At 66.8% G+C, this 12806-nt stretch carries 6 protein-coding genes; 4 read left to right on the forward strand and 2 right to left on the reverse strand.

Annotated features, from left to right (window positions below; translation table 11 throughout):
• Positions 1-18: 18 nt before the first annotated feature.
• From KA261_04265 to KA261_04280, 4 genes are read left to right on the forward strand one after another with little or no spacing between them, the layout of a single operon-like run.
• Entirely contained in the window at positions 19-1062 is a 1044-nt protein-coding gene (locus KA261_04265; GenBank protein MBP7697003.1) for a hypothetical protein, read from the forward strand.
• Between the two features lie 52 nt (positions 1063-1114).
• Positions 1115-2425, forward strand: a complete 1311-nt coding sequence (locus KA261_04270; GenBank protein ID MBP7697004.1) for a hypothetical protein — start codon at positions 1115-1117, stop codon at positions 2423-2425.
• Entirely contained in the window at positions 2415-3536 is a 1122-nt protein-coding gene (locus KA261_04275; protein MBP7697005.1) for a hypothetical protein, read from the forward strand. Before KA261_04270 ends, KA261_04275 begins: the two co-directional genes overlap by 11 nt.
• Before the next feature lie 23 nt (positions 3537-3559).
• Positions 3560-4465 (forward strand): hypothetical protein, encoded by a 906-nt coding sequence (locus tag KA261_04280; protein ID MBP7697006.1) that lies wholly within the window; start codon positions 3560-3562, stop codon positions 4463-4465.
• 82 nt (positions 4466-4547) lie between these two features.
• Here KA261_04280 and KA261_04285 read toward each other — a convergent pair whose 3' ends face one another.
• Both KA261_04285 and KA261_04290 read right to left on the reverse strand, forming a co-directional pair.
• Positions 4548-8270, reverse strand: coding sequence for a T9SS type A sorting domain-containing protein (locus KA261_04285; GenBank protein MBP7697007.1), 3723 nt, complete (start codon positions 8268-8270; stop codon positions 4548-4550).
• Positions 8271-8436: 166 nt separating this feature from the next.
• Positions 8437-12522, reverse strand: a complete 4086-nt coding sequence (locus KA261_04290; GenBank protein ID MBP7697008.1) for a PKD domain-containing protein — start codon at positions 12520-12522, stop codon at positions 8437-8439.
• Between the last annotated feature and the right edge of the window lie 284 nt (positions 12523-12806).

A 12806-nucleotide genomic window follows, 5' to 3' on the forward strand; every position in this document is an offset into this window, starting at 1 on the left:
TTCCACAAGGAGATTCCGATGAGTCGGTTTCGCATGCGCCTCGTGGCAGCTCTCCTTTTGTCGGCCGCCGCGCTCCCGGCGGTGTCACTTGTGGCCCAGACACCGGCCGATGTCCCCGGCGAGCTGGAGGTCGTGCGCCAGCACTATGCCCGCGGCGACTGGCAGCAATGCCTCGACCGCCTGGACAAGCTGCTGGCCCGGCCCGCCCTCACGGCCTATGACAGCATCGCCGTGTTCGAAATGCAGAGCCTCGTGTACCGCATGATGGGGGAGGACTACCTCGAGCGGTCGTACACCTGCCTGCAGAAGATCGCCGCCATCAGCCCCTGCCTGGTGCGGCTCCCCCGCGATGTCTGGCCGCAGGATCTGAAGAACCGGTGGTACTCGGTGGTGAGTCCGCTCGGCGCGCTCACCTGCAAGTCGACGGGCCCGACCGAACCGCAGACCGTCGCCGTCTGGTACTTCGACAACTTCTCGGTCCAGAAGTACCTCGATGAACTCGGGTCGCTCGGTTCAGCGCTCGGCCTGATGTTTCAGGAGGAGTTCAAGAAGCTGGGCAGCCTGCAGGTGGTGGAGCGCGAGAAATTCGACTACATCATTAATGAGCAGAAGCTGGCGGCCGGCGGCGCCGTCGATCAGGCGACCGCGATCCAGGCCGGCAAGATCCTGCAGGCCCACGTGATGGTGTTCGGCTCCTTCACGCAACTGGACCGCAGCCACACGATGGTCCAGGCCCGCGCCGTCAACGTCGAGACCTCGGAAATCATCGCCTCGGTGTCGGCCGAGGGGAACCCCGACAAGTACTTCCAGATCGTCAAGGACCTCGTGCAGGAACTGTGCCAGGCGCTCGATGTCAAGCTGTCGAAGGACGACATGAAGCTGATCGAGGAGGGCGGCACCGGATCGTACGACGCCACGGTCGCTTTCGCCAAGGGCGTCGAGTACGAGAAGAAGCACGACTACAAGCTGGCCTACGAGCATTTCAAGAAGGCCTTTGAACTCGACCCCGGGTTCAAGGAGGCCGAGACCAAGATGAATGTCTACGTCCATCTGGCCGCGTAGCCGCGCCGTCCGGATGAACCCGTCTTTCGCAACCGAAGTGAGGCAAGACACTATGCGCATGCGAATGGGCCTCGCGCTCCTCGGCGCCCTGCTGATGGTTTCGTGCGCTCCGAACCTGGTCACCCAGGGCCGGAAGCTGACGGATCAGGCCCGCTACGAGCAGGCCCGCGAATGTCTCTTCAAGGAGCTGTCGGTCAATCCGACCAATGCGGCGGCCTGGCGGGAGGTGGGGATCGCGTACTACAAGGAGGGCCGCGCGGCGGAAGCGGACGTGGCCTTCAAGAACGCCGTCAACCAGCCGGCCCCCGATCCCGCGGCCTACGTCTACCTCGGCCTGATTCAGGAGAACAAGGGCTATCCCGATTCGGCCGTCGGCTACTACATCGCCGCCCTCGACCGGTACCCGACCGGCCGCTCGGCCGCGACCGTCCGCAAGCGTCTCGATCAGCTCCTGCAGGAGGAGCTGCGGAACCGGCTTCCCCAGGTGGTGGCCGGGGAGGGCCAATTGGATGCGAGCGCGATTCCGGAGAACTCGGTGGCGGTCCTGAATTTCGGCGGCGCCCGCCTCGACCCCGAGGTCGCCCCGGTGGCGCGCGGGCTGTCGGCGCTGGTCGCGGCCGATCTCGCCAAGGTCTCCTCGATCCGCTCGATCGAACGGCTGAAGGTCGAGACGCTGCTGGCCGAGCAGCGGCTCCGCGACATGGGTGTCGCCGACTCGCTGAGCGCGGTGCAGAAGGGCTACCTGCTGGGGGCCCACACCGTCGTCACCGGCGAACTCATGAGCATCGGCGACAAGATCCGCCTCGACGCGGCGCTGGTGGATGTCGTGCGGGCCACGCCGACTCCGTCCGCCCCGACCGAGGATGCCCTCGACCAGTTCTACCGCTTCCAGAAAAGATTCGTCTTCTCTCTGCTGGACTCGCTCCACGTCACGCTGACGCCCGAGGAGCGGGCCCGGCTGGATGATGTGCCGACCGAATCATCGCTGGCCTTCCTCGCCTACTGCCGGGGCCTGCAGTACCAGGGCGAAGGGTACTACAAGGCGGCGCAGGTGGAGTTCCAGCAGGCGCTCAAGCACGACGGTTCCTTTTCCCAGGCCCGGACGGAACTGGACAACACGAACACCCTGATGAGCCTGCAGAACATGGGGGACGTGAGCGCCGGCCAGGTGGAGTCCGCGGTCGGGCAGGATTTCCTCGGCGGCGCCCCCGACGATCTCGGGGCCAGCCTGCAGGGGCTCCACGACGATCTCGGGATCGTTCCGGCCGACGGCGAACAGGACGGGACGTCGGATTCGGAGGAGCCGCCGGTGCCGGCCGGGGTCGGCGCGGCCCAGGTAAGGGGGAACCTCGATGGGAAATAGTCATGCACTGCGGCGCTGGGCCGCGCTGCTGCTGGCGGTGGCGGGCCTGGCCTCGGCGGCCGAGTGCCAGGTGATCTACGGCCAGCCCGCCTCCGGGCGCGCTTCGTTCGTGTACACGAGCTGGGATCTCGATTCGACCGGGGCCGGCACGACCAGCATCGCGCAGAGCCTCCTGATAGTGAGCGGTTTCCTCCCGCTGCGGGACAACCTGGAGGCCCGCTTCTTCCTCCCCACCGCGGCCGGGGATCTCGAATCGCCGGAGGCCGCGGCCGACGTCTCCGGCCTCGGCGACCTTCGCCTGCAGGTGAGCCGGTCGCTGAGCAACGACCAAATCCTGCTAAGCATCGGCCTCAGCCTCCCCACCGGCAAGAAGGAGCTGCGCTTTGCCGATGAGCGGATGATCGTGCAGGTGCTGTCCGAGAATTTCCTGGACTTCCCGGTGCGGCGGTTCGGCGAGGGTCTCGGGCTGAACGCCCTGGCGGGGTTCGCCCGCAACTACGGCCGCGCCACGGTGGCCGGCGGCGTCTCCTACTCCTACACCGGCGCCTACTCGCCGTACGAGGGGATCGACGATTACAACCCGGGCGACGTGCTGTCCGCCAACCTCGGGGCCGACCTCAAGGCCGGCCGCGCGGTCTGGTCGGCGGCGGCCACGCTCAGCTACCGCACGACCGACACGCGCGAGGGCGCCAAGATGTTCCGCCAGAGCACCGACCTCGATTTCCGCCTGGCGAACCAGACGCAACTGGACCGGCTCAGCCTTCTCCTGTTGACCCGGTACCTTCTGAGGGGAGAGAGCGCGCTCTACGACCAGTACGAGGAATCGCTGAACCGCCGGCTCTACGGCAACGAGTTCCATCTCTCCGGCCGCGCCCGGTATGCCGTATCGGAGGGGTGGGGTCTCGGGCCGGCGGCCGGCCTCCGCTTGATCGCGGCCGATGACGAATTCGGCGCGAGCACGGTGGTCCGGCTGGGCGTGGAGGCAAGCAGGAAAATCGCCGCTCACGGCAGCCTCGATGTGGACCTCCGGTACCTCACCGGGAGCGCCGACGGCGGGGCCATCGATCTGAGCGGCTGGCAGGCCTCGGTGAGCCTCCAGGCCGCGATGTGAAGGGGGATTTCGTGGGAAGAACTATGAACAGGATATGGACCAGTACCGGGGCGGCTCTTCTGGCCGGCGCCGTCCTGGCGGCTTTCGCCGGCGGCTGCGCCGACACCGTCACCGGCCGGCAGCCCGGCCGCACCGTCACCGTGGCTGTCCAACTGCAGAAGAATACCTCGGCCCTCCAGGAGTCGTTTCAGGCTTTCATCCTCACAGTCGCGCGGGTCAGGGACGGCGTGCTTCTGGCGGCCGACACCAGCTACGACCTGACCGCCTCGGTGGTCACGGTCACAGTCGAGAACCTCCCCTCCGGGGAGCCGCTGGAATTTGTCGTGAGCATCCTCAACGACGCCGGCGTGGAGGTGTACGGCGGGCGCCAGGTGCAGGAGATCGCACCCGACCTGACGACCGTCATCGACCTTCCGCTCACGCCGTCGGTGCCGATGCTCAAGTTCGTGCCGCGCTACATCGCTCCTCTCGACTCCGGGGCGGTGCTCGATACGGTCATCCAGGCCTGCTTCTACCGGCAGCCGGCGCTGTACGGGATCGCTTTTCGCGTGTACTATCGGAACGACCTGGTGCGCATCGACAGCGTCGGCCCGTCCCCCGCTCTGGCGGCCCTGGTGGCCGGCGGCGAAGTTCTGTTCTTGCCCCCGCAATTTGTGCAGGTGCAGACCGGTCTGGGCTACTGGGCGGTGGCGCTCACGCAGACTGTGCCGGGGAGAGCGCTCGTCGATGCCGCCGCCAGGGGGCCGCTCGTCGATGTGCACGTCCAATCGCTTGGCGTCGGCGCCCCCGCGGCCGCCTCGACATCCATCTGGCTGGCTCCGACCTCGATGACGCTCACCGACGGCACGGCGATCGACAGCACGCAGGTGACCGCGGTTCTCTACACGGATGACTGCTACATCGATGCCGGCTCCCCCGGTCCGATGTAGCGAGAGGGCGGCGGTTGCCGCCGGCCCCGCACGTGACAGTCGAAAGTTGCGCGACCGCCGGCGTCTTGGGCGCCGGCGCGTGCTACTTTAGCAGCAGCATGCGGCGGGTGAGCGTTCGGTCGCCCGCCGTCAGCCGGTAAAAGTACAGGCCCGCCGCCGCCTCCCCGCCACCCCGTGTCCGCCCCGACCACTCCAGCCGCCCATACCCCGACGCGTGCCACCCCCGGTACAACTCCGCCACCTCCTGACCCAGGACGTTCCACACTCCCACCCGGATCTCCCCCGCCGCCGGAAGATAAAACTCCACCACCGTCGACGGATTAAACGGATTCGGATAGTTCTGGTACAACGTCACCTCCCCCGGAAGCACCGGCTCCCCGATCCCCCCCAGCACCTCCGCCAGCGCCGCCTTCCCCGCGCCCTCCGGACACTCCGCCAGCGCCGCCCGCAGCGCCGCCGCCACCCCCGGACTCAACTCCTTCGGCAACCCCTCCACCCCGGCCCCCTCTCCCACACCCCGCTTCCACCCGTCCGCCCTCGCCCGCCAGTTCTCCGTGATCGCGCACACATCCAGCGCGTCCACCTCCCCCGATCCGTCTGCATCCGCGTACACCGCCCGCAGCGGACGCCACACCACCCCCTCCGCCAACACCGCCACCGAGTACGGACCCCACTCCGTCCCCTGGCCCTCCCCCCGGCCCGGCCCCCCCGAGCCGTAGTACAACCCGATCGGCAAAATGTCCCGCTCGTCCACCACCCCGTCCCCATCCGTGTCCCCCGGCCACACCACCGCACCGTTCACATACGTGAACGCGTACCCCTGAGGCCCCGGAACTCCGTGCGCATCAACAATCGAATCCGCAAACATCACCCGAATCCCCGCCAGCTCCGGAAACGACCAACCCTCGTCCGGGTAGATGTACACCACCGTGACCGGAATCCGCAGCCCCACGTACTCCGTATCCACCGCCACACCATACGCCAGTTCCCCCGCGTCCGACACCACCTGCAGCCGCGACAACAGCGACCCCGCCTCCGCCAGGCCGTTGAACGGGATCCGTATCTCCTCCCCCACCTCGATCCCCACGCTGTCAGACCCCACCAGCGGCGCGATCGGCGTGTACATACGCACCAACACCCCGCCCGCGCCCCCGTTGCTGCTGATCGCCACCACGCCCGCATGGTCACCCATCAGCGTCCCCCGACGGTCCACCTCCACCTCGATCACCGCCTCCCCCCCCGCTCCCAGCGAACCCGACACCGGCCTCGCCGTGCACCACTCCGGCAGCGTGTCGAGCCGGAACTCCAGCGTCCCGTACCCCGCGTTCTTCACCACGAACTCCCCGCGCGTCAACTCCCAACCAATATCCACCGTCTCCGGGCTCAACGCCAGCTCCGGACCCGTATCGCACGCATCCCCGAGGCCATCGACATCGCGATCGGCCTGGTCGGGGTTGTAGGTGGTCGGGCAGTTGTCGAGATCATCGTCGATGCCGTCGCTATCGGTATCCACGCCTTTGGTCCATTCGGCAAGGAAAGCTGCGACCTTTCCTCCCGCTATCGTGAAGCGACCCCCGACAAAGAGGCGGTCGTTGGCGACGGTGAAGGACGCTGCCGAGCCGCTGAGCCCTGATCCCATGGCCGACCAGGCCCGGCCATCCCACGAGGCAATGAAGTAGGCCGCCGGATCGTCCGCCGTGATGAAGCGCCCGCCGGCGATCAAACGCCCGAGATATACGGCCACGGCATCGACTGAGGCGTTGTCATCGGCGATGCCCGTTCCCAGCCACGACCAGGCCGTGCCGTCCCACGCGGCGATCCCATTGTAGGCGGTCTGTGCGTCACTCTTATAGGCCCCCACATCCAGAGCGGCGATCAGTCTTCCGTCATAGACCGTCAGAGCGTTGACGGGGTTGAATTCCTCGTCCGGCGACACGAGCGGCGACCACGTGGAACCGTTCCACGCGGCGACATACGGGGCAGTAGTATCCCCTGCCGAGTAAAACCATCCACCGGCGATGAGGTCGCCGTTGTATTCGACCAGTGCGTAGACGTCTCCGTCCGCCATCCCCGATCCCAGCGGGCGCCATGAGGAGCCGTCCCAGGCGGCGATGTTGTCGGCGACGACCCACCCTGCCGTATCGAACCATCCGCCCGCAATCAAGTCACCGTTGTACTCTGTCAGGGCGTACACGCCGTCGCCGTTCACGCCGGGTCCGACAGGGGACCAGGCGGAACCATCCCAAGCGGCCACGCGGCTCACACCCTGCTCGCCGGAAGCCGTGAAGCGACCCCCGGCAGTCAGGCGGCCGTCGTACACAGTCAGGGCGTAGACATCATCGTTCAACCCGACTCCTAACGGAGACCACGAGGAACCGTCCCAGGCGGCTATGCGGTTGGCCTGAACCCCGCCGATCGAAGTGAATCGTCCACCGGCGATGACGCGCCCGTTGTAGAGGGTGAGGGCGTAGACAAGGTCATCCGTCCCGGCCCCTAAGGCCGCCCACACGGCGCCGTTCCAGGCGGCGATCCCGACCGCCCGTATGTCGCCCGCAACCCCGAAAGCTCCCCCTGCCGCCAGCGCAGAGCCGTAGGGAGTCACAGCATAGACCCCGCTGCCGGCTCCGGATCCCAGTGCGGACCAGGCGGAACCGTTCCAGGCGGCGATGTTCTCGGCGGCGGTCCCTCCGGCCGTTGCGTACCATCCGCCCGCAACGAGATGGCCGTCATAGACGCCCACCGAATACACAGAACCGTTCATCCCCGTTCCGAGCGGACTCCATGTCCGGCCGTCCCAGGAGGCGATATGGTTGGCGCCGGTTCCGCCCGCAGTGGTGAAATATCCCCCCGCGATCAGGTTGCCGTTGTATTCGACCAGCGCGTAGACGCCTCCATCGGCGATCCCGGACGCCAGCGGCGCCCAGGAGGAACCGTCCCAGGCGGCGACTCGGGCGGCGCTGATGCCGCCCGCTGTCGTGAACCATCCCCCGGCAATCAACCGGTGATCCCAGACAGTCACGGCTTCCACGTTCCCGTTCATGCCGGATCCAAGAGGGGACCAGGATGAGCCATTCCACGCGGCAATGCGGCGCGCGGCAACCGCGCCGGCGGTGTCAAAGTTGCCGCCCGCGACCAGGCGACCGTCGTAGGCCGCCAACGCCTTCACCGAGCGATCCATCCCCGCTCCGAGGGCCGACCACGACAAGCCGTTCCACGCGGCGATGCGATTCGCTTGTATTCCGCCGGCCGTGTCAAAATCTCCGCCGGCGATCAGAGAACCGTCATACACCGTAAGTGAGCGGACCCAATCGTTGGCTCCGGATCCAAGAGCGGACCAGGAGGTGCCATCCCAGGACGCAATATTGTGGGCCAATACACCGCCGGCTACCTCAAAGCTTCCGCCCACGATGAGTTGCCCGTTGTACACGGCAACTGCCCGCACTGTACCGGAAACGCCGGGCACGGAGGGAGAGATGCGGTTGTCCCAGTAGATGTCGTCGGGGTAGTCGGCCGGCGCGAGCGGCAAAGCCGCGCGAAAGACCGGTGCGCCGGTCGCGGGATCGATGGTCGGGACGAATCCTTCAACGTCGAGCGGCCCCGAGTAGGAGGAGCGCCGGGCCGCATCCGCGTCCAACCGACCGTCGGGAGTGAGATACGTTTCGATCCTTGGGCTGTACCGGGTATCGCGGGTGGGACAGCCCGCAGACATGCGTCTGGAAAGCGCGGAGGGCCGGTCTGCCGATGATGCGGCGAGACCGCCCGCCAGCAAGAGCCCGAGGACTGCGCTCATACCTATGCGACTCATGCGTAACCTCCTTGCGTGCGAACCCCCGCGCGACCTCCGGCGAAGCCTACAGGAGAGCCTTCCTGCGGGCTGCCGGTCGATTCATGGTGTCGGCGGGCAATATAGGCCGCCCGACACCGGGCGACAACGAGATTCTGCGGATCGGCGTCTTGGGCGCCGGCGCGTGCTACTTTAGCAGCAGCATGCGGCGGGTGAGCGTTCGGTCGCCCGCCGTCAGCCGGTAAAAGTACAGGCCCGCCGCCGCCTCCCCGCCACCCCGTGTCCGCCCCGACCACTCCAGCCGCCCATACCCCGACGCGTGCCACCCCCGGTACAACTCCGCCACCTCCTGACCCAGGACGTTCCACACTCCCACCCGGATCTCCCCCGCCGCCGGAAGATAAAACTCCACCACCGTCGACGGATTAAACGGATTCGGATAGTTCTGGTACAACGTCACCTCCCCCGGAAGCACCGGCTCCCCGATCCCCCCCAGCACCTCCGCCAGCGCCGCCTTCCCCGCGCCCTCCGGACACTCCGCCAGCGCCGCCCGCAGCGCCGCCGCCACCCCCGGACTCAACTCCTTCGGCAACCCCTCCACCCCGGCCCCCTCTCCCACACCCCGCTTCCACCCGTCCGCCCTCGCCCGCCAGTTCTCCGTGATCGCGCACACATCCAGCGCGTCCACCTCCCCCGATCCGTCTGCATCCGCGTACACCGCCCGCAGCGGACGCCACACCACCCCCTCCGCCAACACCGCCACCGAGTACGGACCCCACTCCGTCCCCTGGCCCTCCCCCCGGCCCGGCCCCCCCGAGCCGTAGTACAACCCGATCGGCAAAATGTCCCGCTCGTCCACCACCCCGTCCCCATCCGTGTCCCCCGGCCACACCACCGCACCGTTCACATACGTGAACGCGTACCCCTGAGGCCCCGGAACTCCGTGCGCATCAACAATCGAATCCGCAAACATCACCCGAATCCCCGCCAGCTCCGGAAACGACCAACCCTCGTCCGGGTAGATGTACACCACCGTGACCGGAATCCGCAGCCCCACGTACTCCGTATCCACCGCCACACCATACGCCAGTTCCCCCGCGTCCGACACCACCTGCAGCCGCGACAACAGCGACCCCGCCTCCGCCAGGCCGTTGAACGGGATCCGTATCTCCTCCCCCACCTCGATCCCCACGCTGTCAGACCCCACCAGCGGCGCGATCGGCGTGTACATACGCACCAACACCCCGCCCGCGCCCCCGTTGCTGCTGATCGCCACCACGCCCGCATGGTCACCCATCAGCGTCCCCCGACGGTCCACCTCCACCTCGATCACCGCCTCCCCCCCCGCTCCCAGCGAACCCGACACCGGCCTCGCCGTGCACCACTCCGGCAGCGTGTCGAGCCGGAACTCCAGCGTCCCGTACCCCGCGTTCTTCACCACGAACTCCCCGCGCGTCAACTCCCAACCAATATCCACCGTCTCCGGGCTCAACGCCAGCTCCGGACCCAGCACCTGGATGAGGAGAGTGTCGCCGCAGGCGATGGCCCGGGAGTCGGTGACAGCGAGCGAGGCCGCATAGTCGCCCACCGCGCTATAGGCGTGGGCCGGGTTTGGCGCGGAACTGCTGCCGCCGTCGCCGAAGCTCCACGCGAACGTGTAGGGAGGTTCTCCGCCAGAGGCGCTCGCGCTGAAATTGACCGTCAGCGGCGCCGGGCCGCGGGCCGGATTGGCCGCCGCCGCGCACTGCAGCGGCTCACCCACGACAATGGAGAGCCCGGACGTGCAGGAATACCCGCGCTGGTCAAAGACCGCGAGAGAGCAGGTGTAGACTCCCTCGGCGGAGTACTCGTGTATCGGGTTCTGCTGCGTGCTGCCGCCGCCGTCGCCGAAAGCCCAGGAAAACCGGTAGGGAGGGACTCCGCCGCTGCCCGCGGCCTGCAGCGACACGACCAGAGGAGCCGGGCCGCTGGTCGGATCGGCAGCCGCCGTGCAGCTCAGTCCCGGTCCGATCTGCACCGCAGAAGTCTGCTCGCACGTGGCGCCGAGTTGATCGGTCACAGTCAGCCGCACGGTGTAGACGCCCGATACCGTGTAGGTGTGGAGAGCGGTGTCGGAGGAGCCGCTCCCGCCGTCTCCGAAATCCCAGTGGTAGCTGTAAGGCGGTTGTCCGCGGCTGGCCCAGGCCGAAAAGGAGATGGTCCAGGGCGCGGGGCCGCCAGAATCGGACGCTGCCATGGCGCAGCCCAGCTCGAGGATGCAGCCGATCCCGAACAGCCCGATCCCGCCGCAGGCGCTGTATTCCGCGGCGCAGGGAGAACCCGCCGCCAGCCGGTAGTCGCCCGCAGTCGCATCGCAGAAGAGCGGATCCCGCTGGATATTCCCGCGCAGGCCGAGCTCGTTGGCCGCCAGGTTGACCCAATCCCCGCCGCCGTTGCCGTATGCATCGCTGCACAACACCGACAGATCATGGGAGTATGATGTCCAGTCGATCCCGCGTCCGTTCGAGAACGCGACGAGGCAATTCGCGATCGTGGTCACCGATTGGCCCGTAGTCGCAAACTCAATGCCGTTGACGTTCCCGGTAAACGTCGAATTGGTAATACCGAGGCTTGTCGCCGCCCCGACATACAACCCTCCGCCGCCCTCGCTCCCATTGTCCGCGAACAGACAGGAGTCATACGAGCAGGCGCCGGCGCCGGCGGAGCTCTGGATCAGGCGCCCGCCGTATCCATCGTTGCCGATGAACCGGCAGCTGGACGCCAGTATTCGCCCGCCATCGGTAGCCTCGGTGGCATCGCCGGTCTGGTTTCTGATTTCGGTGTTGACCAGATAGGCAATCCCGCCGCTGCGCGCAAGCACACCGGTCCCGGCGCCGTTTTCGATAATGCAGTTCCTGATGGTGCCGGCGCCCGTCCGGCACACGATCGCGGCCTCGTCGCTCCCGTCGGCCCGGGCGTTCCGGATCGTGAACCCCTCGACGACGGGGGCCCCGGCCGTGTAGGCGTCATACGAGAAAGCGTAGTAAGTGTTCTGACAGTCGATAACGGTTACGGCCGCCCCGCCGGTAGCGATGATGTCGACCGGCTTCTCGCCGCCGAGACCGATACTGCAATTTTCTCTGCCGGTATAGGTGCCGGGCGCCACGAGAACGGTCCCCCCGATATACGGAGGCAGGGCGCCCCGGGCCGCCAGGATCGAAGGGTACTCCGAGGGTACTTCATGTGGACCATTGATAATGAACTGGAAGTAATTGGAGTACAGGCTGACCCCGCTCGGTCCGACCCGGTGCGCTTTGACCCGCCAGTAGTAGTGCGGGTCGTGGGCGCCCCCTCCCCCGGGCAGGTAGTCGTAGTCCGAGAATGGCAGCGGCCGCGTCACTTTGCAGCTGGTGCTGTAGATGTATGAAGTGTCGATCAGCACGTTGGTGAACTTGGGGTCGGTAGCCACCTGGAGCGTGTAGTAGTCGCCGTTGCCGGTCCATTGAAATGTGGGAAGGTTGGCCTGGATAGTCTGATCGTTTGCGGGAGCGACCAGCACCGGCACGTCCGGCTGATCCTCGTACGCCTGCACCCAGTCCACGTAGACGTTGCCATCGGACGAGTAGGCGCCAAACAGAATCGACACGGCGTCGAGGTCGGCAAAAGCTCCCTGGGATGGTTCACTGAGGGTGAGAGTCGTCCAGCCTTCCGTGGGGAGCTCGCTCCAGCCCGGCAGGTAGTACGTATTGGCGCTGCCGGCCGGTCGATACCCTATTTTCGCCCATATCCGGGAGCCGGTTCCCTTGTAGACCCGCGCCACCACCCGGTAGAGGCCGTCCCACTCGTCCGGGACATTGACCTGGACCGACTTAATACGCCACGAGTAGTAGCAGCTGTCCCTGTACCAGCCGCGAAACGGGCACGTGACCATCATGGCGCCGCTCCCGTCGAAGTAGCCCCAGGAGAGGGCAAAACTCGCGCCGTTCGCGCGCATCCGAGTGAGTTCATCGCAGGTGTATTGATCGGGGTAGTACTCCTGCACCGTGTCCGGGTGGTTGAGGAAATACCAGCCCTCCAGGTTGGAGTCGAAATTTATATAGTAGACGTTCTCGGCTGGGGCCGATTGCGGATCGCCGATGAGAGCCGGGCTGTCCGTTCGGGGCGGTCCTCCGGCGACCGATTCCGGCGATTCCGCGAGGGCCGGAGCCGCCGCCAGGAGAAACAGGATGGCGCTCACGGCCGGCCATCGCCCGCCGCTCATCGCCGCACAGACCTTCACGTCTTGATTTTTCATAGTATCCACCGCCGGGAAGAATTCTCGTTCTGCATCAAGTTCGACTCAGGACAAAGGACCACCTGCTGTTGGTTCAATATAACCGCGAACCGTCTTTCGTCAATCGGTAATCTCTCACCGGGATCCCCGCGGCCCATGAAATGGACCGGATCGGGAGACCGGCCGGACCGACTGTGCTTTTTCTGAACAGGATCCTTCCGACAATCGTGGGGGCGCCCACGGCGAGCAGAATCTGGACAGCGGAGGTCTACGGATGACATGCCGGGGCGGTTGCCCGCCGGGCC

The organism is Candidatus Zixiibacteriota bacterium (assembly GCA_017999435.1).
Lineage (GTDB): Bacteria > Zixibacteria > MSB-5A5 > GN15 > FEB-12 > JAGNLV01.